Origin of the sequence: Kribbella speibonae (genome assembly GCF_004331375.1) — a bacterium.
GTDB lineage: Bacteria > Actinomycetota > Actinomycetes > Propionibacteriales > Kribbellaceae > Kribbella > Kribbella sindirgiensis.
This window is the reverse complement of record NZ_SJKC01000002.1, coordinates 1,387,387-1,411,853: the sequence shown is the minus strand read 5'-3', so window position 1 is coordinate 1,411,853 and position 24,467 is coordinate 1,387,387. Positions and strand designations below refer to the sequence as shown.

The following is a 24,467-nucleotide window of genomic DNA, read 5'->3' as shown; positions in this document are numbered from 1 at the left end:
GGACAGGGGGCTGACACCGTGTAGGCGGCGTGTCAGGTGCGTGTCAGGACGCCCGCCGAAGGTGTTCCCATGACAACTTCGGCGATCGCGGTCACAGGACTGCGCAAGGCATTCGGCGACAAGACCGTGCTCGACGGGATCGACCTCGACGTCCCCGCGGGCACCGTCTTCTCCCTGCTCGGCCCGAACGGGGCCGGCAAGACGACCACGGTGAACGTGCTGACCACGCTGACCAAGGCCGACAGCGGCACGGTCCGGGTGGCCGGGCACGACGTCGCGACCGAGGCCAAGGCGGTCCGGTCCGCGATCGGCGTCACCGGCCAGTTCGCGGCCGTGGACGAGCTGCTGACCGGCCGCGAGAACCTCCAGCTGATGGTCGACCTCAGCCCGGTCACGGACGACAAGCGGATTGTTGACAATCTGCTGCAGCGCTTCGACCTGGCGGAGGCGGCCGACAAGGCGGCGGCGACGTACTCCGGCGGCATGCGCCGCAAGCTCGACCTGGCGATGACCCTGGTCGGCGACCCGAAGATCATCTTCCTGGACGAGCCGACGACGGGCCTCGACCCGCGCAGCCGGCGCACCATGTGGACGATCATCCGCGAGCTGCTCGCCGACGGCGTGACCATCTTCCTGACCACGCAGTACCTCGACGAGGCCGACCAGTTGGCCGACCAGATCGCGGTGCTCGACAAGGGCCGTCTGGTCGCCCAGGGCACCCCGGAGGAGCTCAAGCGGCAGATCCCCGGCACCCACGTCCGGTTCCGCTTCGGTTCGATCGAGGACCTCGACACCGCCGCGCGGATCCTGCCCGACTCGACCCGGGACGACGACGCGCTGACCCTGCGGGTCCCCAGCGACGGCGGCACCCAGTCGGTCCGCACGCTGCTCGACCGGCTTGCCGAGTACTCGCTCGACGCCGACGAGTTCTCCGTCAACACCCCTGACCTCGATGACGTATTCCTCGCCCTGACGGGCCACGACACCGCGGAGGTAGTCGCGAAATGAAGAACCCCTCGATCGTGATGCTGCGCCGCAACCTCAAGCACATCGCGCGGAACCCGACCTCCGTCTTCAACGCGGTCCTGATGCCGGTCGTGGTGATGCTGATGTTCGTCTACATGCTCGGTGACGCGTTCAGCGTCGGCGTCCCGTACGTCGACTACGCGACTCCCGGCATGCTCCTGCTGGCGGTCTGCTACGGGCTCGGCGCCGTGGCGACGGCCGTGAACTCCGACATGACCAAGGGCATCATCAACCGCTTCAAGGTGATGGACGTGCCGCGCGGCGCGGTCCTGACCGGGCACGTGATCGCCAGCGTGATGACCAACCTGATCGCGATCGCCGCGATCATCGGGGTCGCGTTCGCGCTCGGCTTCAACCCGTCGGCGAGCTTCGCGCAATGGCTGGCCGTGATCGGTCTCGTCGTACTGCTCGGACTGGCCACCGGCTGGCTGACCGTTGCCCTGGGCCTCTTTGCGAAGACACCCGAGACCGCGGGTCTGGCCTCGGTGCCGCTGGTGATGCTGCCGTTCTTCAGCAGCGCCATCGTGCCGGCCGACAAGATGGGTCCCGGTGTGAAGCAGTTCGCGCAGTACCAGCCCTTCACGCCGATCATCGAGTCGCTGCGCGGCCTGCTGAACGGCTCGCCGCAGACCGGTGACCTGATCGCCGCGTTCGCCTGGTGCCTCGGGATCGCCGTGGTCGGATACTTCTGGGCGACCTCGACGTTCAAGAAGCGAGCGTGACCTCGACGAGCTCTCGCCAGCTCGCCTGCCGGCCCTCTTCCGTCGCCTCGGTGAACTTCTCGTCACCGAGGCGGCGGCGCGTTTCCTGCTCCAGCCGGTCCGCATCGGGGTTGGACCGGTCGGGCAGTCCGCGGACGACGGCGCTCGCGGCGAGCAGCCGCGCGGCCTGCTCGTCCTGATCGGTGCGCAACGCCAGATCCGCGATCCCGACGAGCATCTGGGCGATCCCGGGCGGGTGCCCGCCCTCGGCCGCCGCCTGGAACGACGCGCTGCGGTGCTGCCAGGCCTGGTCGAGGTCCGTCGCCAGATACCCGAGGACGTCCTGGATCATCGCGCGCAGGTTCGCCCGCTCGGCCTCGTGGCCCAGCATCGTGGTCGCCAGGTCGAGCTGCCGGTGCGCCTCCTCGGCGTCGCCGCTCCACCGTGCGAGCTCCGCCTTGCACAACGCCAACTCGACAAGGGCCTCCGGCCACGCGACACGCTCCGCCTGCCGCACGGCGTCCGTCATCGCGGCTGCGCTCGCGTCCAGGTCACCGGCGAGCCAGTACAGCTGCGCCTGCCGCGACCGCATCCGTACGACGTCCTCGGTCGCGCCGACCTCCGCGGCGACCGCGATCGCCTGCTCGCAGTACGCGCACGCGTCGGCGAACTCGCCGCGGACCGCGAGCCGGTCGGCGAGCTCGGTCAGCGCGAACGACATCCCCCAGCGTTCACCGATCGCGCGGAACTCGGCGAAGGCGGTTTCGATCGCCTGGTCGGCATCCCGGCCGCCGTCGCCGAGCATGATCCGCATCTTGCCGGTCTGCAGCCGCGCCAACGCCCGTACCCAGGGATCGTCGGCGGTCAGCAGCGGTTCGAACGCGGACACGAAGGAGTCAGGCCCTTGCAGCAGGCCTTCCAGCGCGGTCGACAGGGTTACCGCCGGGTGTGTGCTCTTGACCCGCCGGCTGATGTCCGCGGCCTTGTGGATCCAGTCGACCGCGTTGAACTGGTCGCGGCCACGCCCCGACGTCATGAAGTTGGCGACGAACGCGTACACCACGGCGCGGCTCTCGTCGGGCACCTCGCCGGGCACGTCCGGCGCCGCCAGCAGGAACTCACTGCCCTCGACCTTGTGCCCCGCGAACCACCAGTACCACCCGGCGGCCGCGGCGAGCCGCATCGAGCCCGCCGCGTCGCCTGCAGCCAGTGCCCCGCGCATCGCGGCGGCGATGTTGTCGTGCTCGGTCGCGACGTTCGCCAGCCATTCGAGCTGCTCCGTACGGCGCAGGTGCGGGTCGGCGGCCTCGGCCAGCTCGGTGAAGTAGCCGAGATGGGTACGGCGGGCCTGGTCGGTCTCGCCCGCTTCCTCGAGCCGCTGCTGGGCGTACTCCTTGATCGTGCCGAGCAGCCGGTACCGCGGCGCGCCCTCGTCCTTTGTGACCACCAAGGACTTCTCGGTCAACGCCGTCAGTAAGTCGAGCACCTCCCACGACTCGACCTCGCCACCCGCGCAGACCTGCTCGGCCGCCTCCAGGCTCGCACCGCCCGCGAACACCGACAGCCTGCGCAGCGCAGCCCGCTCGGCTTCGGACAGCAGCTCCCAGCTCCAGTCGACCACCGCCCGCAGCGTGCGGTGGCGGGGGAGCGCCGTACGACTGCCGCCGGTCAGCAGGCGGAACCGGTCATCGAGACGGTTGGCGAGCTGCTCCAGCGACATCGTCCGCAACCGCGCCGCGGCCAGCTCGATCGCCAGCGGCATACCGTCGAGCGCCCGGCAGATGCGCGCCATCGTCTCCGGATCCAGGGCGAGGTCCGCGCGGACCGCCCGGGCCCGGTCCTGGAGGAGCTGGACCGCTGGTGAGGAGCCGCCGTCATCCGTTGGAAGTGCCAACGGTGCGACCGGCCACAGCGCCTCGCCGGTGATGCCGAGCGGTTCCCGGCTGGTCGCGAGGATCCGCAGCCGCGGGCACTCGCCGAGCACCCGATGGGCGAACGTCGCCGCGGACTCGATCACGTGCTCACAGTTGTCCAGGATCAGCAGCATCGCCCGCTCGCGGACCGCGGCGATCACCCGGTCCGTCGGGTCCGCGTCCGGTACGTCGCCGAGCAGCGCGTCCCGCAGCGCGAGCGCGCCGAGCGTCGCCTGGGCCACGTTGTCGTCGGCGCCGATCGCCGCGAGTTCGACCATCCACGCGCCGTCGGGCAGGTCGCCCAGGACGGTTCGCGCGGTCTCGCTCGCGAGCCTGGTCTTTCCCGATCCGCCAGGCCCGATCAGCGTCGTCAGGCGGTGCCCCGCGATCAGGTCGCGGACGGTGGCGATGTCGGCGTCCTTGCCGACGTACGTCGTGAGTTCTTCGCGGAGGTTCGTGTTGCGCTTCTCGTCCCGGCGTACGAGCTCGCCGCGGAGGAGGGCGACGTGCAGCGCGGACAGCTCCGGCGAGGGGTCGACGCCGAGTTCGTCGGCGAGGGTCTCGCGGGTGCGCTCGTACACGCGGAGCGCCTCGGTGTCGCGGCCGGAGGCGACCAGCGCGCGCATCAGGGCGGCGACGAGGCGTTCGCGGACCGGGTGCGCGGCGACCAGGTCGGTCAGCTCGGTGACGAGGTCCGCGCCGTGGCCGAGGGTGATCTCGGCGTCGTACCGGTCCTCCATCGCGGTCAGGCGGAGACCGTCGAGCCGGGTCACGGCCGCGTCGAACGCGCCGCTCTCGGTCAGCCCGACATCCTGCATCGCCGAGCCGCGCCACAGCCCGAGCGCCTCACGCAGCAGCCGGACGCCTTGCGGGTCCTGGTCGGTGCGGGCACGAGTGAGGAGACGTTCGAACCGTACGGCGTCGACAGCCTCGGGATCGATCTGCAGCCGGTACCCGTCCGTGTGACCCTCGACCGAGCCGTCCGGCAACACCTTCCGCAGCCGCGACACCAACCGCTGCAGGGCATTCGCAGCATCCGCCGGCGGCTGCTCACCCCAGATCCAGTCGACCAACGTCGCCTTCGGAACCACCCGCCCGGCATCCAGCGCAAGCACGATCAACAGCCCACGCAACCGCGCCCCCGGTACGTCGACAAGCCCCCCATCGTCCGCACGCACCTCAAACGGCCCCAGCATCCCGATCTGCACCCAGCAGATCTTGCCACGCACCCGGCGCCCACCTGACCAGTCCCTGCACAGGCTGGTGATGCCGGCGCAGGTTCGGGTGAGTGGGGAGCAGACCGGCGGGGCCTTCTCGCTGACTGAGAACCTGGCGCGTCGGGGGAGCGGTAGCCCGGTGCACATCCATGAACACGAAGAGGAGTCACTCATCGTGCTGGACGGTGAGCTGCGGGTGGTGCTCGGCGATGACGAACATCTGGCCGGGCCCGGGACCGCTGACCTTGCCACCTGAGCCCGCCGTGCCGCCGGACCTCGCCGCGGTGACGGCGATCGCCGCCCGCCACGGCATCACGATCCTGGCTCCGCCGCCGACGCCTTAGCTGACGGCCCGCTTGACCAGCGCGGTGAGTTGTTTCTCGACGGCGGGGGTCAGCTTGGTGATCGCGTACGACGTGGGCCACATGTCGCCGTCGTCGAGGTTGGCGGTGTCCTGGAAGCCGACGGTCGAGTAGCGGTACTTGAACTTCGCGGCGTCCTGGAAGAAGACGACGATCTTGCCGTTCTTCGCCCAGCCGGGCATGCCGTACCAGAGCTTCGGAGTCAGTTCCGGCGCGATCTGGGGGATCAGCTCGTTCAACCGCTCGGCGATCTCGCGGTCGGCGTCGGCCATCCCGGCGATCTTCGCTGCCTGTGCCGCGGCCGGGTCCTCCTTGCCCTTCAGCTCCTTCGCGCGCTCCTTCATCGCGTCCCGCTCGGCTTCGCTGAACCCGTCGTACGACTTCTTCGTGGTGGCCATCGGACTCTCCCTTGAGTGGTTGCCGTTCCCAACACCTCAAACCCTAGAAGCCGCCGTCCACCCGCCGCTTCTCGAAAACTGATCGATCCGCATGCGTGACGACGGTCACGTTCCGTGCTGTCACGAAGCGGGGGCGCCGCCCGGTCAGGTGGGCATCGGACACGAGGAGGAAGACATGGATGCAGTCCTGACCCGCGGGGCCGACGCCGAGCGGCTCGGTGAGGCGCCGAACCGGACCTGGCTGATCGCCGACGCCGAGCACACCGACGGGATCATGAACGTCGTCCGGACGACGCTCGGCCCGGGCGTCGACGGCCCGCCGCCGCACTTCCACAAGGAATCGCCGGAGATGTTCTATCTACTCGGCGGCGCGCTCCGGATCCTGGCCGGCGACCAGGTCCTGACGGTGCGGCAGGGCGACTACCTGCTGGTGCCGCCGCTGATGCATCACGCGTGGGGTACGCCGATGGACACCGGCGCCGACGTACTGATCGTGAAGGCGCCCGGCAACAGCCGGTTCGAGTACTTCCGGCTCGGCGATCGCATCCGCCGGGGAGAGGCGTCGCCGGCCGAGGTACTCGCGACGGCGGAGCTGTTCGACAATCATTTTGTTGACAATCCGGTCTGGCGGCAGGAGCTTGCCGTACGGGAAGGGGAGCGCGAGCAGCTCGTACCGTTCCAGGGGGTTGAATGAGAATTGGGGCTGTGGACGACGTCGCCGAGTTCGAGCAGCAGCGGCCGCGGCTGTTCGGGATTGCGTACCGGATGCTCGGCGAGGCGAGCGAGGCGGAGGACGTCGTCCAGGACGCGTACCTGCGCTGGCGGTCGGGCCATGGGCCGGTGCAGACCCCGGCCGCCTGGCTGACCACGGTCGTCACCAACCTGTGCATCAACCGCCTGACGTCCGCACGCGCGCGGCGGGAGCGGTACGTCGGCCCGTGGCTGCCGGAGCCGGTTGCCACGGGCAATGACCCGCAGGAACTCGTGGAACGCCGGGACACGGTGTCGCTCGGCTTCCTCGTGCTGATGGAGAAGCTGACGCCGCCGGAGCGAGCGGTCTTCGTACTGCGGGAGGCGTTCGGCTACACGCACCGGGACAGCGCGGAGGTGCTCGGGATCGACGAAGGGCATGCGCGGCAGCTGTACCACCGGGCACTCGGCCGCCTGGGTGACGAGCGGCGGCGGTTCGACGCGCGTCCCGCGGACGGTACGAAGCTGGTCGAGCGGTTCATCGCGGCGACCGTCGACGGCGACGTCAAGGGCCTGGAGGCGATCCTGACCGAGGACGCCGCGATCTGGGCCGACGGCGGCGACAAGGCGATCGCGGCCCGCGAACCGATCTTCGGCCGCTCCAACGCAGCGCACTACCTGGCCGGCCTGGCCGCCGGCCCGCGCGCCCGCATCGCTCGCCTGTCCGTCATCGAGGTCAACACCACGCTCGCCGTCCTGGTCCACGAGTCCGGCGCCCTCACCGGCGTACTCGTCCCCGAGATCCACGACGGCGCCATCACCACGATCCGCGCCGTCCTGAACCCCGACAAACTCGCGTACCTGCGCAGCCAACTAGATTGACGGCGTGTACGACGACTTCCCGGCAGAGCTGACCACCGAGCGCCTGTACCTGCGTCGCTGGCAACCGTCCGACGCCGAGGACCACCGGGGACTGTGGGTCGAACGCGACCACCGCGCCCGCCGGCGGATCGATGCCGACGGTCACCCCACCGTCGAGGAGATGCGCGAGTGGCTGATCGACAACCCGCTCGGCGCCGAACCGGGACTGGGGCTGCTGCCGATCGAGCTGCGCACGACCGGGGAGTTCATCGGGTACTGCGGGCTGACCGTCGGGCAGGCGACGTTCGACGAGCCGGAGATCGCGTACGAGCTGGCGCGGCGGGCCCACGGACACGGGTACGCGACCGAGGCGGCCCGCGCCGTCGTCGACGCCGCGGCGCGAACCGGTCGCAAGAGGCTGTGGGCGTCCGTGCGGCAGTGGAACGCCCCATCGTTCCGCGTCCTCGAGAAGCTCGGCTTCGAGAACAGCGGCCAAGGCATCGCAGACCCGGAACGCGGCGACCTGGTCTGGATGACGCTGCAGCTGGATCAGGCGTAAAGACAGAACGGATGGCCCGCCGGGTCGATCAGCACCCGGACATCGGCCTGCGGCTGGAACTCGGCGAGGGTGGCGCCGAGTTCCAAGGCATGCTCGACGGCCGCGTCCAGGTCGCCGACCTCGATGTCCAGGTGCATCATCATTTGTTGCCGGCCCTCGGCAGCCGGCCAGACCGGGCGTTCCCACGGCGCCGACCTCTGGGGCTGGAACGCCAGGTACGTCTCGGAGTTGCCGGGGACCGCGAGGGTGAACTCGTTCGGCTCGTTCTTGTGGATCTCCCAGCCGAGCACCTCGTGGTAGAACAGGCCGAGCGTCTGCGGATCCGGTGCGTCGATCACCGTCCCGAACCAGTGCCCCTTCGCGGATCGTCCTCTGAGCATCGTCGTACCTCCTCGTGTGGACTACGACGCTAGAGGAGCGATCCGACAGATCAGCGCTTTCGGTAGGTGGCCGTGTATGTGGTGTTGGTGGTTGGTGCAGTGATGGTGTGGCTCTGCGGGCCTCCGTCGGACCAGGACGTGAAGTTGTACGTGAACTTGTTGAACTGCTGTGGCGACGGTGCGCTGACCGAGTTCGCCGAGCCGACCACAACGGTGACGGAGAACGGGGTCGAGCGTGGTGCCTCGTTGACAACCATGTTGGTGAGGTTGAGGCCGCCGGGGTTGGTGCGGAACGTGAGTACGACGGTTCGCGGGTCCAGCCGGACCGAGGTGGTCGAGGACAGGCCGCCGGAGTCGGTCGCGGTCAGCGCCAGTTCGAGCCAGCTCGGATAAGAGTGGTCCGGTGCCGTGAAGTTCCCTGACGACACACCGTTGAACGTCTGCAGCAGGTGTGCGTGGCAGTCGGACGGCGTCGAGCAGTGATGCATGGTCACACCCCAGCTCAACGCGGACGCAGGCAACGACCCGTCCTGCACGTCGGTCGCGTGGCCGCTGAAGCCGATCTGGTCTCCGACCTTCCACGTCAGGCTCGAACCGGGCGTGTCGATCACCGCCGTCGGCGCCGTGTTGCCGGCCGTGACCGTGACCGTCGTCGTACCCGTCGCGCCCTGGTTGTCCGTCACGCGGAGACCCGGGTGATAGACCCCGGCGGTGCTGTAGGTGTACGTCGCCGTCGCGCCGGTCGCGTCGCCGTACGTGCCGTCACCGTTGAGATCCCACGAATAGCTGAGCGGTCCGCCCTCGGGATCGGAGGACGCGGTGCCGTTGAAGTTCACGGTCAGCGGGACGGCACCACTGGACGGCGTTGCCGTGAACACCGCGGTCGGCGCCTGGTTGGCGGCCGTGAACGTGATCCGGTGCACGGCGCCGCTGTCCATGTCGACGTAGAACAGATCACCGCCCGGACCGATCTTCAGGTCGACCGGATGACCGGCCGCGCCACCCGTCGCGTCGACCCCGACGAACGACCGCAGCCGCGCCGGATCGGGCAAGCCGTTCGTACCGGGCAGCATCGCCCAGATCTCGTTCCGCGAGTGGTCGGCGAAGAACAACGCTCCGCTGTACTCCGACGGATACGACCCGCCTTGGTAGAAGGCGATCCCGGTGATCGACGAACCGCCGGTGCGGCACCCGGTGTAGCTCACCACGCAGGCACCGTGGTTGTAGGCGTAGTACGGCGCCACGACCGAACCAGGCGTCGAGTACAGCGATGAGCACGACGACAACCCCGCGCCCTGGTACCCGCCCTGCGCGCCCGCCCCCTCGTAACAAGGCCAGCCGAAGTTGGCGGCCGTCGTCGGGGACACCACGCGATTGATCTCTTCCCAGGTGTTCCACCCGACATCGCCGATCCACAGCTCGTCGGTCCCCGGGCGCTGCGTCATCCGGAACGGATTACGGACGCCGTAGGCAACGATCCGCCGGGCGTTCGGATCCGCCGACGAGAAGAACGGGTTCCCCGCGACGCCGGCGCCGGTGGCCGGATCGAGCCGCAGGATCGCACCGTCGAGCGTGGCCGGACCGCTCGGACGGCGAATGCTCTGACTGCGCAGCGCACCGCCCTGAGCGTTCGGCGGCGTCAGAGCGGTGCCGACCGAACCCGGCGGATCGCCACACGGATTCGCCTGGTCGCCCGCGTACGTCGCGCCGTACTGCCCGTAGTCGACATTGTTGAAGCTCGCGCCGTCGCCGGCACTGACGTACAGGTAGCCGTCGCGCCCGAAGAGCAACGTACCGACCGAGTGGCTGGGGAACTGCTGGCACCAGTCGTTGATCAGGACCTGCTCGGGGCCGGTCATGACGTTGCCGCTGATCTGCAGCCGGGACAGCCGAGCCGACACGAGGCAGCCGTCGGTGGTCGGACCGGGTGGTGTCGGGCAGGCGTCGTTCCACCGCGGGGCGGTTCCGCCGATCGCGGCGTCGTACGCGTAGAGCACGTAGATGTACGGGCTGGTGGGGAAGTTGGGCGGTAGGGCGAGACCGAGGAGACCGCGGTCCCAGTAGTCCCCGACCTGGAGCGACAGGTCGGCGACAGTGACCGGACCGGTGTCGGTGAGGCTCTGGAAGATCTTGATCACGCCGTTCTTCTGACCGACGACGATCCGCCCGTCCGGCGCGAACTGCAGCACCGTCGGGTTCGTCAGTCCGCTCAGGACGACCGTGTCACGGAACCCGGCAGGCAACGTCGCCGCCCCGGCCGCGCCCTGACTGAGTACCGCGGCGACCAGCAGCATCGCCGCCGCCACACTGATCCACCCGCGCGCACGCCTGACCAGACCCCACATCTCGCGCCCCCACTTCCCAGCGCCTCAGACCCCTCCGCGCGCTGTCTGCTGGTTCAGAATGCGCCGATCCACGCGAACCGTCGAGTGGGTAGCTGCCCGCAGCCACCCGAGCTCAACAGGTAGCCGACACTGGACGGGTGAATCGACAGAACGATCTCGCCGCCGAAGGTGAGCCGGAGCGGGAGTTCAATCCGGGCATCGCCGCCCGTTTCCCTCGCAAGACGGCCGCCGGTGGCGCACTCATCCGCGACCCGGCAGGCCGGATTCTCTTTCTCGAACCCACCTACAAACCCACGCTCGACATCCCCGGCGGCATCGTCGAGTCCGACGAGTCGCCGTACGAGGCCTGCTGCCGTGAGGTGCGGGAGGAGATCGGCCTCGACCTGCCGATCGGCCGCCTACTGGTCGTCGACTGGGTCCCCGCCCACGGCCCCTGGTCCGACTCTCTGGCCTTCGTCTTCGACGGCGGCGTCCTGGACCACGAACCCCTCACCCTCGACCCCACCGAAGCCCGAGCCCACCACTACCTGACCCTCCCCGAGGCCACGCCCCGCCTGCGCCCCTCCATGACCCGCCGCCTCACCCTCGCCCAACAAGCCCTAACCACCGGCATCCCCACGTACGCCGACTTCGGCCGGCCCATCTGAGGGATCGTGTGCAGCTCGACAGGAGGTGTCTGGCCGCGGGGTAGTGCACGTGAGCGTGGCGGAGGTAAACGTGTACGGCGTCTCAGGGTGCTCTACCTGTCGAGAGTGCACACGTCGCGCGCCGCTACCGCTCCTGCGGCCGGCAGGTGATCTGGAGATCGTTTCTCCGGTTAGTGGTAGTGTGGTAATCGGAGAAGTGATCTCCGGTTATGAGGTGGAGACGATGGTTGCGGTGCTGGTGACGGGCGGGACCGGGTATGTCGGTGGATGGGCGATTGCCGGTCTGCTCGAGCGGGGCTTCGATGTTCGGACGACGGTCCGGAGTCTCGGGCGGGCGGATGCGGTGCGTGCGGCGGTGGGAGCGGACGAGCGGTTGAGTTTTGCCGTTGCGGATCTGCTGCGGGACGACGGGTGGGATGCGGCGATGGAGGGCGTCGACTACGTCCTGCATGTCGCGTCGCCGCTCGGGGACGAGAACGCGAGGGAGGCGGACGCGCTGATCGTGCCTGCGCGGGATGGTGCGTTGCGGGTGCTGCGGGCCGCGACCCGCGCCGGGGTGCGGCGGGTGGTGATGACGTCGGCGGCGAACGCGGCGAGTCCCGCGTCGTACGCCGAGGACGGCGTCACGGACGAGGCGCTCTGGACGGTCGACGACCCGAAGCTGCCGGCGTACCGGCGGTCGAAAACCCTGGCGGAGAAAGCGGTCTGGGACTTCATGGCGACGTACGACGGTCCGACCGAGCTGACCACGGTGCTGCCCGGCGCGGTGCTCGGGCCGATCCTGAGTGCGGACAATGTCGGTACGACGCGGATAGTCCAGCGGATGCTCGCGGGCCGGATGCCTGGTACGCCGAGGATCGGGCTGGAGGTCGTCGACGTCCGCGATCTGGTCGACCTGCACGTGCGCGCGATGCTCGCACCCGAGGCGGCCGGCGAACGGTTCCTCGGGACCGGTGAATTCGTGTGGATGCGCGAGATCGCCGCGGCGCTGAAGGACGCGCTGGGTGCACAGGCCGCGAAGGTGCCGACGCGCGAGCTGCCGAACTTCGTCGTCCGCCTGGCCTCGATCACCGACCCGTCGCTGCGCGCGCTCACGATCTCGCTCGGTCGTCGCAACCGGCATACGACCGCGAAGGCCGAGCGTGTGCTCGGGTGGAAGGCCCGCCCTGCCGCCCAGACCGTGGTGGAGTGCGCCGAGAGTCTGATCTCACACGGTGTCGCCGGATGAGCGAGCCTGCCCAGCGCCCCGCCCGGCGGGACTCCGTGCGCAATCGGCAGCGGCTCGTCGTCGCCGCGCGCGAGGTGTTCGCCGAGCACGGCTTCGGCGCGACCTTGGACGACATCGCGCGGCACGCCGGCCTCGGCACAGGTACGGCGTACCGGCACTTCCCGAACAAGCACGCGATCGCCGCGGAGGTACTGCGGGAGGCGACCGAGCAGATCGTGGTCGACGCCGAGGAGGCGCTCGCCGTCGACGATCCGTGGGACGGGCTGGTGCAGTTCTTCGAACGCACCGCGGCTCGTCAGGCCGCGGATCGGGGACTGTACGAAACCCTGACCGGGCAGGGGGATGACGACGAGCAAGCCCGGATCTGGCCGCGGATCGTTGCCGCGGTCACCGAACTGTTCGAGCGCGCCCAACGCGCCGGTGCGATCCGTCAAGACGCCGCACCGCAGGACGTCGCCGCGATCTTCGCGATGCTCGGCCCAGCGTTCGCGATGAGCCGATCCATCAACCCTGACCTCTGGCGCCGCTATCTGGCCCTCCTCCTCGACGCCCTCCGCCCAACGGACGGGCCCGCACTCCCCGTCGCCCCACCCCCACCCGAATCCCTCTCCACAATCCTCAGCTCGGGAAAGAGCTGAGCCGGCTCCCTAGTGAGGAGCCGGCTCGCCGTGTCCTACGGGAACTTCAATCGGACAATCACATTGTCGATTGTTGACGGGGTGCCGCCGTTCTTGTCGTTGTTGGTGGAGGTCAGCCACAGGCCGCCGTCCGGTGTGTGGGTGATGCTCCGCAGTCGGCCCCAGCGGCCGGAGAACAACGCCTGCGGGGTCCCGACGCCGGTGCCGGCCGAGTTGATCTTCGTGACCCACAACTGCTCGCCGGTCACGCCCGCGATGTAGATCCAATCGTTGACAATCTCGATCCCGCTCGGTCCGGCCTGTGACGTCGGCCAGGTGCGCTTCGGTGCGATGTACCCACTGCAGTCGCCGATCGTTCCCTCGCACGCGGGCCAGCCGTAGTTCCCGCCCTTCTGGATCAGGTTGAGCTCGTCCTGGCTGTTCTCACCGAACTCGGCCGCCCACAGCTGGCCCCGCGAGTCCCAGGCGAGCCCTTGCGGGTTCCGATGCCCCCAGCTCCACACGTACCGCGCGTTGCCGCCCGTGCTGTAGAACGGGTTGTCGCTCGGCGCGCTGCCGTCCGGGTTCATCCGCAGGATCTTCCCGTTCAGCGAGCCCTTGTTCTGCGCGTTCCCGGAATTCTTGGCGTCACCAACGGTCGCGTACAGCTTCCCGTCCGGACCGAACGCGATCCGCCCGCCGTTGTGGTACCGGTTCTTCGCGAGCCCGGTGAGCACCGGCGAGGATGTCGTACCGAGCTGCCCGTTCTCGTACTTCATCCGCACGATCCGGTTGTCGCCGGACGCCGTGTGGTAGAAGTACACCCAGTGGTCGCTCGCGAAATTCGGCGACAGCGCGATCCCGAGCAGACCGCCCTCACCGGTCGTCGTGGCCACCCCAGGCACCTTCCCGAGCGTCGTCTTCTGCCCGCTCGCGGTCACCCGCAGCACCTCGAACCGGTCCCGCTCGGTGACCAGCGCGGACCCGTCCGGCAGGAACGCCACACTCCACCCGAGATCGACCTTCGCGATGTCCTTGTCGTACGCCGGAATTCCGCCGGCGCCCGTGGTCGCCGTACGAACCGTCACCGCGTTGCTCGCACCGGACGCGTTCCCGTCCGGGTCCCGCGCCTTCACGGTGAACGTGTACTCCGTGTTCGCCGCCAGCCCGGTCACCGTCGCGGTCAGCGAACCGGTCGACGCGACCTTCGTCGAGCCCTGGTACACGTCGTACCCGGCGATGCTCCCGCTGTTGTCCGTGGACGCGTTCCACGCCAGCGACACGCTGCCCGCGGTGACGCCCGTCGAGCGCAGGTTCCCGGGCACGGTCGGCGGTTGGGTGTCGCCACTGCCCGGCGTGGTGAACGTGACCACGTTGCTCTGCTGCGAAGCGTTGCCCGCGGCATCGAACGCGCCGACCGAGATGTCGTACGCCGTGTTCGCGGTCAACGTGTCGACGGTCGCGGACAGCGTGTTGCCGTCGACAACTTTCAGCACGTTGCCGCCGCGGTTGATCTCGTACCGGACCACGCCGACCTCGTCGGTCGCGGCGGTCCAGTGGAACGTCGCGGCGTTCGACTTGATGTCGCTGACGGTCAGGCCGGCGGGCGCGGACGGGGGAGTGGTGTCGTCGGTGGTCGGTGTGACGGTGAGCTTGTCGGCGTTCGGTCCGCCGTCGGCGCTGGTCGCGCGGGCGCGGATCGTGTTCGTGCCGGCGGCGAGCTGGAGGCGGACGGTCTTGGTCTGCCAGGTCGCCCACGCGCCGGTGCCGGGGAAGGTGATGCCGACGGCGCCGGGCTGCCCGTTGACGGTGAAGTCCATCGGACGCGCGGCCGCCGTACCGTTCGCGTACCGCAGCGTGACGTCGGCCGGTCCGGCCGGAGCCGTCACGGTCCACTCGACGTAGCTGCCGACGAGGTTGTCGTAGTTGACGAAGCCGGTGCCGGTGTAGCCGGTGTGGTTGGACTCGACCACGCCTTGCGAGACGGTCGCGTCCTCGGCCTGGTAATCGGTGGCTGCCGCGGTCGCGGCAGAAGGTGCGCTGAGCCCGAGCGCGGCGACGGCCAGCGCGGTGACAGCCCAGAGGGAGCGTTTCATGAGGTCTCCTGGTGTTCCGGGGCGGAGGAGCTGCAGGGGACAAACTATTAGGAAAGCTTCCTAACGATAGAACCTCGTGTCAACAGCACGAAAGCCCCCGCGGAAGGGCGGTTTCAAGGGGTCGTTGCAACACCGCCTTGGTTTCTAGGTGGTGAGTAGATCACGTAAGCGCTCGGCTGGGGTGTCCCAGCCGAGCGTTTTGCGTGGTCGTCCGTTGAGTTCTTGGGCGACGTGTTCGAGGTCTTCGGGTCCGTGGACGGACAGGTCGGTGCCTTTGGGGAAGTACTGGCGCAGGAGTCCGTTGGTGTTCTCGTTCGAACCGCGCTGCCAGGGTGAGTGCGGGTCGCAGAAGTAGACCGCGATGTCGGTGGCCATCGTGAACTGTTTGTGCCGTGCCATCTCGCTGCCTTGGTCCCAGGTCAGCGAGCCGCGCAGGTGCTCAGGCAGGGTGGTCATCGTGGCGATGAGTCCGTCCCGCACCAACTCGGCGTCGTGGCCGCCGGGCAGGTGGACCAGCATCGTGTAACGGGTGGCGCGTTCGACGAGTGTGCCGATCGCGGACTGGTTGCCTGCGCCCATGATCAGATCGCCTTCCCAGTGGCCAGGGACCGCGCGGTCGTCGGCCTCGGCTGGCCGCTCGGAGATCATGATCATGTCGTCGACAAACCGGGTCTGGCGCTGGTCTGGGCGGCGTTGCGGTTTGCGGCGGGTCCGGCCGGTGCGCAGCGCGGTCTGGACCTCGCGTTTGAGGCCGCCGCGGGACTGGAAGTAGAGCGCCTGGTAGATCGTCTCGTGGCTCACGCGCATGCTCTCGTCGTCGGGGAAGTCCTTGACGAGCCTGTTGCAGATCTGCTCCGGAGACAACTTCTCTTCCAGGCCCTGTTCGACCTGTCCACGCAGCGCCGGGTTGGTGACCAGCTTGGACGGCTTCGGCCGGGCCCTCGCGGCCGCGGCGGTGCGATCAGCCTGGTGGGGCAGGTAGATCCCGTCGACGCTGTGCGCGCGGACCTCGCGGGAGACCGTGGACTTGTTCCGGCCGATTCCGGCTGCGATCGCGGTCAGCGTCTGCCGGTTGATCAACCCGTCGGCGATCACCAACCGGTCATCCAGCGACAAGTACCGCTCAGCGGCGCCGCCGGTCCCCGCACCACCGCTGATCCCCCCATCACCGCTGGTTGTGGTCACACCGGTTGAGTAGCGGGTTCCGGCGGTGTAGTCCACGACCGTGCCGTCGGGATGGACCCGCGTGTTGCCGACCTTGCGGATCCCGCGCCGCCAGTCACGCCCGGTCCGCTCATGCACCCCCACCTCACGCGCCGCCAGGGCGGTCGCCCAGCCCAGCTCCACCAACTCCTCGAACCGGGCCTTCGCGCCGGGCTTGCCCGCTGTCCCCGCCTCGGTCGGCACCAGCCCAGCTACCACCAGAATCCGGCGTGCGGCGCTGTGACTCAACCCAGCCACCTTCGCCGCCCGATTCACGCTCCCCGAGGCGCCGAACTCACCAACCACCTGCTCTCGCAACTCATCGGTGATCCCGGTCCGCGCCCGCCCGACACCCCGCCCCGCCTCCCGCAACAACCGGTACGCCCGCGCCCGAGACACACCCAACTCATCCGCCGCGACACCAACCGGCACCCCAGCATCCACCAGCCTCAACAGACCAGCCAACACCTCCGAAAACGACACGGCCCTCGCAACTCCTCAAATCGAGGTGTTGCGAGGACCGCATGAACCCGCCAAGGTCCGCGGGGGCTTTCGTCTCCGGTTGTTACGCGGTGGCCAGCATGGTTGGGCGGTAGAGCGTCAGGCCCTCCTCGTCGACGACGGCGACCCGGATCGCCGACGGGGTGGAGTCCTGGTGCGGTACGGCGAAGACGGCGGTCGCGCGGCGGCCGTCGTACTTGGCGGCGTAGCTCACGTACCGCCAGTCCTCGTCGTCCCAGTAGTCGTGGATGTCGGAACGCAGCAACCCGTCGACCGCGCGGTACGCCGGGCTGAGCAGGACCCGCCGCTGGGTTGCGACGAGTGGTGTGTCGTCGGACGCGGTGCCGGCGTACGGGTGTCCGAGCCGGATCCGGAACCGCCGCAGTGGCAGCAGCCAGTACCGGTCCAGCTCGGCGGACAGCATCGCAAACGCCGCCGCCTCGACGACGAGTACGAGCAGACCCGCACCCGCCGACCACCAGCCGGTCGACGCCGTGGCCGCGAGGCCGGAAGTTGCCAGTAGCAACAACGCGCGGCCGATCGCCCGGTGCCCGACCGGTCTGGCCGACTTCCCCGCACACCCGCAGGACGCCTCGGGGACGACGATCTTCGAGTAGACGAGGAATCCGGTGAAGCCGACGGACAGTGCGACAGCAGCCACTGCCCCGATCGCCCAGGACCGCAACAGGAGAAGGGCGATCACGATCTCCAGCACGGCGACGCCTCGGTAGGCGGCGACGGCGCGGGATGCGCCGAACCAGCCCGGACGAGCTGCGCCGGACTCGCCGAGGAGGCGGGGGAGTGCTGTGCGGTCCGCTTGGTCCGGTGAGGTGAGTTTTCCGTAGGCCGACCACGCCAGGATCAGCGCGATCAAGAGCGGCTGAGCAGCCGCCAAGGTACCCATCTCAGTTCGACGTGTAGATGGTCGCGATGTCGATCTCGTTGGTCCCCGGACGCCAGGCGCCGATCACCTGGGCGTGCCGGCCGACCTTCAGCATCGACAGGTCCGACACCGCGGGCGTTCCGTTGTACACGGCAGCCGTGGTCCCGGACTGCACGTGCCCGACGACCTTCTGCCCGTGATGGTCGAACTGGACCCCGTTCCGGCCGATCGCCCTGATCGCGACGGTCAGATTGACGATGTTGACCCAGATCGCCTCGGCGGCGAGGATCCCGTCCGGCAGCAGTACGCCGCGCGCGTACAGGCCGTCGCCGATCTTGGCCTGGTCGATCGTGGTCGGGCGGAGCTTCCAGACGCTCGTCACACCGGTCAGCTGGATCCGGTGCAGCCGGCCGTCGGATCCCTGTACCTGCAGGAGATCCTGGTTCCGGCCGGTGATCACACCTTCGGCGAAGTTCGGGTCCGGCTGGCCGGCCTCCGGAGACTGCGCCGCGAACGCGGCTTCCGGGGCGAGCGAGCCCATGGCGGTGGCGGCGACCAGGCCGGTCGCACCGAGGGCGGCGCGGCTGAGCAGCGAGCGGCGGTCCATCGTGGTGGTCATCTCGGTCTCCTCTCAGGCCACGTCGATCGACACGGGGGACAGGCCGCTGCTCAGGCTGAGGCCGAGCGCGCTGAACGCGGCCGGCGTGAAGTCGATGACCCGGTTCGAGGCGCAGTTCCCGCCGCAGCAGGAGCGTTCGCCGCAGAACAGGTCGGTCTGCGGACCGCAGTCGGCGATCGACGTGACGACCCGCTTTCCGGTACACGGGCTGGTGGTGGCGTGCCGGAAACCGCAGGTACGCCGGGACATCCCGGTGATCCCGCAGCTGTCCGGTCGAGTGATCGCGTAGCAGGCGTCCGAGGTGTTCGGCCACGCGTGCTGCATGCTTCCCGAATTGCACGTCCCGCAGGCGCCGTGCCCGGCGCTTCCACAGGGACCCCATGCGTTCCCACAACAGAACCATGAGGCTTCGGCGGTGATTCCGGCCATGACAGATTCCTCCAGGTCTAGGGGCGGTAAGACCTACTGGAACTCTTTTGTACTCCGGTTCGGCGGAATCTCCCAGAGGTAATCGAAGAAACGGAAACTTTTTGCCTAGCGTTCGGTGCTGAGTTGCTGGCCGCGGAGCAGGAACCAGGCGACGACCGCAGTGGTGAGCAGGACGGCAGCGCCGACCCCGGCGGCGATCGAAACCCCGTGGGCAAAGGACTCCCGGGCCGCGTCGAGCAACTGCGCCGCCGCCTCCGGTGGAAGCTGCGCGGCCGCCTCGACCGCCCCGCCCAGCGACTCGTGCGCTCCTGCGGGCGTGCCCGCGGGACCGGTGAAGTCGCGGTAGACACCCGTGACGATCGACCCGAGGAACGCGATCCCCAACGCCGCGCCGAGCTCGTACGCCGTCTCGGACACCGCACTCGCCGCGCCCGCTTCCTCCTTCGGTACGGCGGCCAGGATCACGTCGGCCGTGACGGTGAACGAGAATCCGGCACCCGCCCCGACCACGAGCAACGCCGCGCCGAGCAGCGGATACCCGGTGTCCTGGCTGATCGTGGTCAGCGCCGCGAGCGCCAGCCCGATGGCCGCGAGACCGCCTGCCACCACCGCGCGCACCGAGAACCGGCGCGCCACCTGCCCGGCGAGCAGACCGGCGACGATCGAACCGATCGCGGCCGGCAACTCCGCGAGCCCGGCCTCGATCGGCCGCCGCTCCTGCACCAGTTGCAGGAACTGCGACAGGAAGAAGATCAATCCCGAGAGCCCGAGAATCGTCAGCAGATCGGCCAGTACGGCGCTGCTGAAACCACGGCTGCGGAACAACCGCAGGTCCAGCAGCGGGACCGGGAGCCGACGTTGACGACGTACGAAACCGTAGAGGGCGACCGCGCCGACCAGGACCGCGGCCAGTGGGATCCAGTCGAACCCGTGCGCCGCGAACTCCTTGATCGCGTAGACGATCCCGATCATGCCGACCATCGACAGCACCACGCTCGCCAGGTCCCACGGGCCCGGCTCCGGATTGCGCGACTCGGGCAGCAGGCGAGCGCCGACGACGACCAGAACCGCCATCACCGGCAGGTTGATCAGGAAGACCGAACCCCACCAGAAGTTCTCCAGCAGGACGCCGCCGACGATCGGGCCGATCGCCATCCCCGCGGACGCCGCGGCGCCCCAGATCCCGATCGCGACACTGCGCTCCCGCGGGTCGTGGAACAGGTTGCGGATCAGCGCGAGCGTGGCCGGCATCAGCGTCGCGCCCGCAACCCCCAGCAGTGCTCGCGCGACGATCATCAGCTCGGCGGAGTTCGCGTACGCGTTCAGTACCGAGATCGCGCCGAACGCCGTCGCCCCGATCAGCAGGATGCGCTTGCGGCCGATCCGGTCGCCGAGGCTGCCCATCGACACGAGCAGGCCGGCGAGCACGAACGAGTACGCGTCGCCGATCCACAGCAGCTGGGTGCCTGACGGCTTCAGGTCCTCGGACAGGAACGGGGTCGCGAGACCGAGCACCGTCGCGTCGAGCGCGACCAGGAGCACGGCCAGTACGAGGACGCCGAGCGCCAGCCAGCGCCTCGGCCGGGTGATCGCTTGCTGCTTCATTTCTCTCTCCGTAGCGCGCCGCCGAGCAGCAACTCGGTGACGTTCGAACTCGAATCCTTGGGGGCGATGCGGCCTTCGCAGACGGCCCAGGCCGCGGAAACCAGCAGCCCGTAGAGCGCCTCGGTCAGCCACACCGGGCTGAGGTCGATCCGGAACTCGCCGGCTTCCTGACCGCGCCGGAACAACGCGACCAGGCGCGCGTCGAGCCGGGCCCAGCCCTCGTTCTGCTCGTCGCCCTCGAACAGCTGGTTCTCGGAGTACAGGAACGCGAGCAGTCCCGCAGCAGGCTCCAGCTCGCGCACAAGTCGCCGTACGGCGTCCGGCGCGGGCCCGTCGTCGACGGCGGCCCGCTCCGCCGCGGCCTCGCACTCGGCGATGCCGAGGTCCTCGAGCGCCCGGACCAGCGCGTCCCGCCCGGCGAACTGCCGGTTCAGCGTGGCGCGGCTGATCCCCGCGGCGCGAGCCACCTCGTCCATCGTCGCCGAGGACTTCCGCATCAGCAGACTTGCGGCGGCCCGCAGTACCTGCTCCCGATCAACAGCCATGAGACGAGCATACCTCACATGAGACATTGGTGTCTCATATTGGTGAGTGATCTAGTTTTGCAGGCAGTATGCGGTATACGATCTTCGCGAACGCGCCGGTGTGACCTGCCGAACGGTGAGATAGATCGGGACCCTATACACTTGGCGCGTTTGTGGAGGGGAGTATCCCCGAAGCGGCAGCGTCGTCATCACGGGAGGCCTGGACGGCCGAACCGGTGCTGCCGGCCTGGATCTGTTCCAGGCGGGAGAGACCTCCGGACCAAGCAGCTGTTCGCCGACGTCCGGAGGTTCGTCATGGTCTCTGTCATGTCCCCTGCCGTCTGGGTGCTGACGATCGCCGGGTTGCTCGCGATCGTCGCCTTCGACCTGATCGTGATCGCCCGCCGCAACCACACCGTGACGATCAAGGACGCGACCCGCTGGGTGCTGTTCTACGTCGGGCTGGCCGGGCTCTTCGCGCTCGGGCTGTTCCTGTTCAGCCCCGGGCAGTCGGGCAGCGAGTTCGTCGCCGGGTACATCACCGAGTACAGCCTGAGCGTCGACAACCTGTTCGTGTTCGTGATCATCATGGCGCGGTTCGCGGTCCCGAGCCTGGCGCAGGACAAGGTGCTGTACGTCGGCATCGTGGTCTCGATGCTGCTCCGGGCGATCTTCATCCTGGCCGGCGCGGCGGCGATCTCGGCCGCGAGCTGGGTCTTCTACATCTTCGGCGCCTTCCTGGTCTACACCGCGGTCCGGCTGGCGATCGAGGGCGAGAACGACGAGCAGGACTTCCAGGAGAACGCCGTACTGCGCGCGCTCCGCCGGATCCTGCCGCTGCAGCACGACTACGACGGCGCCAAACTGGTCACCAGGACCGGCGGCCGGCGGATGCTGACCCCGCTGGTGATCGTGATCTCCGCGATCGGGATGGCGAACGTGATCTTCGCGCTCGACTCGATCCCGGCGATCTTCGGGCTCACCCAGGACGCGTACATCGTGCTGACCGCGAACGCGTTCGCGCTGATGGGCCTGCGGCAGCTGTACTTCCTGATCGGCGGCCTGCTGGAACGGATCGTCTACCTGAACGTCGGCCTGTCGGTGATCCTCGCGTTCATCGGCGTGAAGCTGATCATCGAGGCACTGCACGGCTCGCACATCGACGACATCGGCGCGATCCATCTGCCGCATATCGGCATCCTGACCTCGCTCGGCTTCATCGTCGGCACGCTGTTCGTCACCACGGTCGCCAGCCTGGTCAAGTCGTCGCGCGACAACCGCCGCGAAGCCATCCGGATCAAGATCGACGAGTGAGCCTGAGGTACAGGGCCGGGATCGGCAGCCAGATCAGGCCCGACGCGAGCAGCGCGCCGCGCAACGACCGACGGCCGACGGCGCCGAGCGGTGGGCCGCCGACGACCTGACCGATCGCGTTCGCCTGCGACACCATCGAGAGCACGGTCGCCCGGGAACGGGAGTCGACATGCCGGTTCAGCCAGCCCGAGTGGATCGGGCTCGTGAGGGTGTCGGCGATCTGCCGCAGCCAGAGCGCCGCGAGTGCGAGCCAGAGGTTCCCGGCGAACGCGAACAGGAACATGCCGAGGACGTCCAGCGCGGCGAGCGTCGCGAGGATGCCGGTCGGGTGCGCGGCCTGCAGGCGTTCGGCGGAGAAGCGGTTCAGCAGCAGTGACGCACCCAGCGAGAGGACGGTGCCGGCCAGCGCCAGGAGCGTGAACCAGAACGCCGGGTCCGACGTACCGAACACGGTCGGGAAGCTGAAGGTCAGCAGCTTCACCGACCACAGCCGGTCGAACGCCTCGCTGGACAGGCCCGCGATCAGGCTGATGACCACCAGCGTCCGGACGACGGGACGCCGCCGGGCGACCCCCAGACCGTGCTTGAGCGTCTCGGCCATCTGCCGGAACGTCTCGCGCTCCTCGCGCGGCGTGCGATGGAAGTTCTGCTCACGCATGAACACCGCGAGCAGCAGGCCGAGCACCATCGTCCCGGCGCCGGAGATCACCATCGGCAACGGCAGGCTGATCAGTCCGAGACCGCCGGCGGTGACCGTGCCGGCGATCCCCGCGCCCAGCGCCAACTGCTGCGTGCGGATGAACACCCGGCCGGCTCGTTCGGCGCCGATCTCGTCGGTGATCCAGGCCTGGTCGGCGCCGGACGTGAACGTGTAGCCGACACCCCACAGCACCTGCGCGACGAGGATCGCCAGGAACGCCGGCACCAAGCCCTGGAGCAGCAGGCCGGCGCCGATCAGCACGAAGCCGATCACGATCGAGAGCCGGCGGCTGTACAGGTCGGCAACGATGCCGGTGGGGACCTCGAAGAGGAAACAGCTGAGCTCGAGGGCGGTCCCGACCAGGACCATCTGGAGCGGGTCGAGTCCGGCCTCGCGGACGTAGTACACGAGGTTGAGGGTGAAGGAGAGGGCGGCCAGGAAGGACCAGGCGGCGTTGTAGACGTAGTACGTCCGGGTGGGGTCGGCGGACCGGTAGGAAGGCATCTTGAGCTGCTCCTGAAAGCGCGTGCGGGCAGGACGAAGCGCCGACCGGCAAGGTCAAACGCTTGCGTGGCGCACGGACGGCGGCAGGGCCGCGGTGGTGCGCTTTCAGGAGCGGGTTCGCATGGCGAACAGGGTAGGGGAGACCCGGCGCGTCTGCCTTCGAATTAGCCGACCCCGGTTGGTGATCAGGGGTACTATCGATAGTGCCTGGCCCGGCCGTTCCCCCGTGATGGTCGGGTCAGGTTTCTCTTGGCCCGTCGACCGGCTTCCGGTAGCGCTCCTGCCGCTCGACGACGCGATAGCCGGCCCGCTCGTACAGCGCGACGCTCCCCGTCGGGTTCTCCAGCACGGTCCACAGCGACGCCTCCCGTACGCCGCACTTCCACAACGCAGCGTGATTCGCGCGGAGCAGCGCCGAGGCCAGCCCGCGCCGCCGCCAATCCGCCCGTACGCCGACCCACGGGGTGTCGTCACGCCCGCTGACCACCCACCCGGCCAGCCGGTCCCCGTCCCACGCGAGCGACCAGAGCCCGTAGTCCGGGAAGTCGTCGGCCACATCCCGCTCGAACTCCTCGAACGGGTCCTGCACGTACCCGAGCGAACTCCCGCGGAACACCTCCGCGTTCCCGTCGAACACAGCCCGATGATCCGCCGCCGACGCCGCCCGCAACTCCACCCCACGCGGCAGCTCAATCGCGTTCGGGGCGCTCAACGGCATCGTCATCCGCACCCGAGTGAACGCCACCTCATATCCCGCCGCCCGAACCAACGCCAGATCCCGTTCGGACACCGGATTGGTCCCCAGCACCGCCGTACCCGAAATCCCCACCGCCGCCTCGCGAGCCCGCTCCTCCTGCCACGCCAGGATCCGCCGCCCATACCCACGCCCCTGACAGGCCGCGTCAACCTCACCCGTCAGCAAATACAACCGAGTCCCATCCGCCTCGTCCCACCACCGCATCCTCGCCGTCCCCACCACAACCCCATCAACAACCACCTGCCCATCCAAAATCTCCACACCCCAACTATCCCAACCTGCCAGGACGAACGGATGGTCGCGCTGGCCGCGGTCAGGTCTTGACATAGGGCGTCACCGGCAGATTGACTGCGATATAGTTAACCGAAGAAATAAATTGTGGATCGGT

At 68.9% G+C, this 24,467-nt stretch carries 24 protein-coding genes; 11 read left to right on the top strand and 13 right to left on the bottom strand.

Annotation, left to right across the window (positions count from 1 at the left end; genetic code table 11):
• Positions 1 to 69: 69 nt before the first annotated feature.
• Positions 70 to 1,008, top strand: coding sequence for an ATP-binding cassette domain-containing protein (locus tag E0H92_RS19910; RefSeq protein WP_131497236.1), 939 nt, complete (start codon positions 70 to 72; stop codon positions 1,006 to 1,008).
• Positions 1,005 to 1,748 carry an ABC transporter permease gene (locus E0H92_RS19905; protein ID WP_131459235.1) on the top strand — a complete coding sequence of 248 codons (744 nt, stop codon included), beginning with the start codon at positions 1,005 to 1,007 and terminating at the stop codon, positions 1,746 to 1,748. Before E0H92_RS19910 ends, E0H92_RS19905 begins: the two co-directional genes overlap by 4 nt.
• Here E0H92_RS19905 and E0H92_RS19900 read toward each other — a convergent pair.
• Positions 1,732 to 4,869, bottom strand: coding sequence for an ATP-binding protein (locus tag E0H92_RS19900; RefSeq protein ID WP_238173496.1), 3,138 nt, complete (start codon positions 4,867 to 4,869; stop codon positions 1,732 to 1,734). The genes E0H92_RS19905 and E0H92_RS19900 overlap by 17 nt on opposite strands.
• Positions 4,870 to 4,906: 37 nt before the next feature.
• On the opposite strand from E0H92_RS19900, the gene E0H92_RS45765 reads away from it, so the two are divergent.
• Together E0H92_RS45765 and E0H92_RS45525 are read left to right on the top strand one after the other, a co-directional pair.
• Positions 4,907 to 5,113, top strand: coding sequence for a cupin domain-containing protein (locus E0H92_RS45765; RefSeq protein WP_131497235.1), 207 nt, complete (start codon positions 4,907 to 4,909; stop codon positions 5,111 to 5,113).
• Positions 5,067 to 5,201 carry a hypothetical protein gene (locus E0H92_RS45525; protein ID WP_275670093.1) on the top strand — a complete coding sequence of 45 codons (135 nt, stop codon included), beginning with the start codon at positions 5,067 to 5,069 and terminating at the stop codon, positions 5,199 to 5,201. Before E0H92_RS45765 ends, E0H92_RS45525 begins: the two co-directional genes overlap by 47 nt.
• Here E0H92_RS45525 and E0H92_RS19890 read toward each other — a convergent pair.
• Positions 5,198 to 5,617, bottom strand: coding sequence for an iron chaperone (locus E0H92_RS19890; protein ID WP_131497234.1), 420 nt, complete (start codon positions 5,615 to 5,617; stop codon positions 5,198 to 5,200). The two genes, E0H92_RS45525 and E0H92_RS19890, sit on opposite strands and share 4 nt — an antisense overlap.
• Positions 5,618 to 5,792: 175 nt before the next feature.
• Between E0H92_RS19890 and E0H92_RS19885 the strand changes: the two genes are divergently transcribed.
• From E0H92_RS19885 to E0H92_RS19875, 3 genes are read left to right on the top strand one after another with little or no spacing between them, the layout of a single operon-like run.
• Positions 5,793 to 6,311: a cupin domain-containing protein gene (locus tag E0H92_RS19885; RefSeq protein WP_131497233.1), complete on the top strand. Its 519-nt coding sequence runs from the start codon at positions 5,793 to 5,795 to the stop codon at positions 6,309 to 6,311.
• Positions 6,308 to 7,189 carry an RNA polymerase sigma factor SigJ gene (sigJ, locus tag E0H92_RS19880; RefSeq protein WP_202873699.1) on the top strand — a complete coding sequence of 294 codons (882 nt, stop codon included), beginning with the start codon at positions 6,308 to 6,310 and terminating at the stop codon, positions 7,187 to 7,189. The genes E0H92_RS19885 and sigJ overlap by 4 nt, the downstream gene beginning before the upstream one ends.
• A gap of 4 nt (positions 7,190 to 7,193) precedes the next feature.
• Positions 7,194 to 7,727 carry a GNAT family N-acetyltransferase gene (locus E0H92_RS19875; RefSeq protein ID WP_131497232.1) on the top strand — a complete coding sequence of 178 codons (534 nt, stop codon included), beginning with the start codon at positions 7,194 to 7,196 and terminating at the stop codon, positions 7,725 to 7,727.
• Here E0H92_RS19875 and E0H92_RS19870 read toward each other — a convergent pair.
• Both E0H92_RS19870 and E0H92_RS19865 read right to left on the bottom strand, forming a co-directional pair.
• Positions 7,718 to 8,107 carry a VOC family protein gene (locus E0H92_RS19870; RefSeq protein WP_131497231.1) on the bottom strand — a complete coding sequence of 130 codons (390 nt, stop codon included), beginning with the start codon at positions 8,105 to 8,107 and terminating at the stop codon, positions 7,718 to 7,720. The genes E0H92_RS19875 and E0H92_RS19870 overlap by 10 nt on opposite strands.
• 50 nt (positions 8,108 to 8,157) lie before the next feature.
• Positions 8,158 to 10,452 carry a PQQ-dependent sugar dehydrogenase gene (locus E0H92_RS19865; RefSeq protein WP_131497230.1) on the bottom strand — a complete coding sequence of 765 codons (2,295 nt, stop codon included), beginning with the start codon at positions 10,450 to 10,452 and terminating at the stop codon, positions 8,158 to 8,160.
• Positions 10,453 to 10,589: 137 nt separating this feature from the next.
• On the opposite strand from E0H92_RS19865, the gene E0H92_RS19860 reads away from it, so the two are divergent.
• From E0H92_RS19860 to E0H92_RS19850, 3 genes are all read left to right on the top strand, one after another.
• Positions 10,590 to 11,099: an NUDIX domain-containing protein gene (locus E0H92_RS19860; RefSeq protein ID WP_131497229.1), complete on the top strand. Its 510-nt coding sequence runs from the start codon at positions 10,590 to 10,592 to the stop codon at positions 11,097 to 11,099.
• A 223-nt stretch (positions 11,100 to 11,322) separates the two neighbouring features.
• Entirely contained in the window at positions 11,323 to 12,327 is a 1,005-nt protein-coding gene (locus E0H92_RS19855) for an NAD-dependent epimerase/dehydratase family protein (RefSeq protein WP_131497228.1), read from the top strand.
• The gene (locus tag E0H92_RS19850; RefSeq protein ID WP_131497227.1) at positions 12,324 to 12,965 is read left to right on the top strand and encodes a TetR/AcrR family transcriptional regulator; all 642 of its coding nucleotides are present in this window, start codon (positions 12,324 to 12,326) and stop codon (positions 12,963 to 12,965) included. The genes E0H92_RS19855 and E0H92_RS19850 overlap by 4 nt, the downstream gene beginning before the upstream one ends.
• A 35-nt stretch (positions 12,966 to 13,000) precedes the next feature.
• Here E0H92_RS19850 and E0H92_RS19845 read toward each other — a convergent pair whose 3' ends face one another.
• The 7 genes from E0H92_RS19845 to E0H92_RS19815 all read right to left on the bottom strand — a co-directional run bounded on the left by E0H92_RS19845 (position 13,001) and on the right by E0H92_RS19815 (position 20,825).
• Positions 13,001 to 15,040, bottom strand: coding sequence for a PQQ-dependent sugar dehydrogenase (locus tag E0H92_RS19845; RefSeq protein ID WP_131497226.1), 2,040 nt, complete (start codon positions 15,038 to 15,040; stop codon positions 13,001 to 13,003).
• Positions 15,041 to 15,184: 144 nt separating this feature from the next.
• Positions 15,185 to 16,381: an IS30 family transposase gene (locus E0H92_RS19840; protein ID WP_420843826.1), complete on the bottom strand. Its 1,197-nt coding sequence runs from the start codon at positions 16,379 to 16,381 to the stop codon at positions 15,185 to 15,187.
• 427 nt (positions 16,382 to 16,808) lie between these two features.
• A complete protein-coding gene (locus E0H92_RS19835) occupies positions 16,809 to 17,648 on the bottom strand; it encodes a MauE/DoxX family redox-associated membrane protein (protein ID WP_131497225.1) in 840 nt (279 codons plus the stop codon).
• A 1-nt stretch (position 17,649) separates the two neighbouring features.
• Entirely contained in the window at positions 17,650 to 18,246 is a 597-nt protein-coding gene (locus E0H92_RS19830) for a cell wall protein (RefSeq protein WP_131497224.1), read from the bottom strand.
• Between the two features lie 12 nt (positions 18,247 to 18,258).
• Complete coding sequence (locus E0H92_RS19825; RefSeq protein ID WP_238173495.1) at positions 18,259 to 18,570, bottom strand: hypothetical protein; 312 nt, start codon at positions 18,568 to 18,570, stop codon at positions 18,259 to 18,261.
• Positions 18,571 to 18,780: 210 nt separating this feature from the next.
• The gene (locus E0H92_RS19820) at positions 18,781 to 20,280 is read right to left on the bottom strand and encodes an MFS transporter (protein WP_131497222.1); all 1,500 of its coding nucleotides are present in this window, start codon (positions 20,278 to 20,280) and stop codon (positions 18,781 to 18,783) included.
• Positions 20,277 to 20,825 (bottom strand): TetR/AcrR family transcriptional regulator, encoded by a 549-nt coding sequence (locus E0H92_RS19815; RefSeq protein ID WP_165549842.1) that lies wholly within the window; start codon positions 20,823 to 20,825, stop codon positions 20,277 to 20,279. Before E0H92_RS19815 ends, E0H92_RS19820 begins: the two co-directional genes overlap by 4 nt.
• Before the next feature lie 306 nt (positions 20,826 to 21,131).
• On the opposite strand from E0H92_RS19815, the gene E0H92_RS19810 reads away from it, so the two are divergent.
• On the top strand, positions 21,132 to 22,118 hold the full coding sequence (locus E0H92_RS19810; protein WP_131497221.1) for a TerC/Alx family metal homeostasis membrane protein: 987 nt from the start codon (positions 21,132 to 21,134) through the stop codon (positions 22,116 to 22,118).
• On the opposite strand, the gene E0H92_RS19805 is transcribed toward E0H92_RS19810, so the two are convergent.
• Both E0H92_RS19805 and E0H92_RS19800 read right to left on the bottom strand, forming a co-directional pair.
• Complete coding sequence (locus tag E0H92_RS19805) at positions 22,102 to 23,322, bottom strand: MFS transporter (protein ID WP_131497220.1); 1,221 nt, start codon at positions 23,320 to 23,322, stop codon at positions 22,102 to 22,104. The two genes, E0H92_RS19810 and E0H92_RS19805, sit on opposite strands and share 17 nt — an antisense overlap.
• 238 nt (positions 23,323 to 23,560) lie before the next feature.
• Positions 23,561 to 24,340 carry a GNAT family N-acetyltransferase gene (locus E0H92_RS19800; protein WP_165549841.1) on the bottom strand — a complete coding sequence of 260 codons (780 nt, stop codon included), beginning with the start codon at positions 24,338 to 24,340 and terminating at the stop codon, positions 23,561 to 23,563.
• Positions 24,341 to 24,467: the final 127 nt, after the last annotated feature.

Excerpts from the sequence above, each read along its gene's own strand:
- E0H92_RS19890 (WP_131497234.1), bottom strand. The coding sequence starts at position 5,617 with ATGGCCACCACGAAGAAGTCGTACGACGGGTTCAGCGAAGCCGAGCGG.
- E0H92_RS45765 (WP_131497235.1), top strand. The coding sequence starts at position 4,907 with ATGCCGGCGCAGGTTCGGGTGAGTGGGGAGCAGACCGGCGGGGCCTTC.
- E0H92_RS19870 (WP_131497231.1), bottom strand. The coding sequence starts at position 8,107 with ATGCTCAGAGGACGATCCGCGAAGGGGCACTGGTTCGGGACGGTGATC.
- E0H92_RS19805 (WP_131497220.1), bottom strand. The coding sequence starts at position 23,322 with ATGCCTTCCTACCGGTCCGCCGACCCCACCCGGACGTACTACGTCTAC.
- E0H92_RS19855 (WP_131497228.1), top strand. The coding sequence starts at position 11,323 with ATGGTTGCGGTGCTGGTGACGGGCGGGACCGGGTATGTCGGTGGATGG.
- E0H92_RS19905 (WP_131459235.1), top strand. The coding sequence starts at position 1,005 with ATGAAGAACCCCTCGATCGTGATGCTGCGCCGCAACCTCAAGCACATC.
- E0H92_RS45525 (WP_275670093.1), top strand. The coding sequence starts at position 5,067 with ATGACGAACATCTGGCCGGGCCCGGGACCGCTGACCTTGCCACCTGAG.
- E0H92_RS19845 (WP_131497226.1), bottom strand. The coding sequence starts at position 15,040 with ATGAAACGCTCCCTCTGGGCTGTCACCGCGCTGGCCGTCGCCGCGCTC.
- E0H92_RS19865 (WP_131497230.1), bottom strand. The coding sequence starts at position 10,452 with ATGTGGGGTCTGGTCAGGCGTGCGCGCGGGTGGATCAGTGTGGCGGCG.
- E0H92_RS19830 (WP_131497224.1), bottom strand. The coding sequence starts at position 18,246 with ATGACCACCACGATGGACCGCCGCTCGCTGCTCAGCCGCGCCGCCCTC.
- E0H92_RS19910 (WP_131497236.1), top strand. The coding sequence starts at position 70 with ATGACAACTTCGGCGATCGCGGTCACAGGACTGCGCAAGGCATTCGGC.
- E0H92_RS19885 (WP_131497233.1), top strand. The coding sequence starts at position 5,793 with ATGGATGCAGTCCTGACCCGCGGGGCCGACGCCGAGCGGCTCGGTGAG.
- E0H92_RS19810 (WP_131497221.1), top strand. The coding sequence starts at position 21,132 with ATGTCCCCTGCCGTCTGGGTGCTGACGATCGCCGGGTTGCTCGCGATC.
- sigJ (WP_202873699.1), top strand. The coding sequence starts at position 6,308 with ATGAGAATTGGGGCTGTGGACGACGTCGCCGAGTTCGAGCAGCAGCGG.
- E0H92_RS19815 (WP_165549842.1), bottom strand. The coding sequence starts at position 20,825 with ATGGCTGTTGATCGGGAGCAGGTACTGCGGGCCGCCGCAAGTCTGCTG.
- E0H92_RS19835 (WP_131497225.1), bottom strand. The coding sequence starts at position 17,648 with ATGGGTACCTTGGCGGCTGCTCAGCCGCTCTTGATCGCGCTGATCCTG.
- E0H92_RS19850 (WP_131497227.1), top strand. The coding sequence starts at position 12,324 with ATGAGCGAGCCTGCCCAGCGCCCCGCCCGGCGGGACTCCGTGCGCAAT.
- E0H92_RS19825 (WP_238173495.1), bottom strand. The coding sequence starts at position 18,570 with ATGCAGCACGCGTGGCCGAACACCTCGGACGCCTGCTACGCGATCACT.
- E0H92_RS19820 (WP_131497222.1), bottom strand. The coding sequence starts at position 20,280 with ATGAAGCAGCAAGCGATCACCCGGCCGAGGCGCTGGCTGGCGCTCGGC.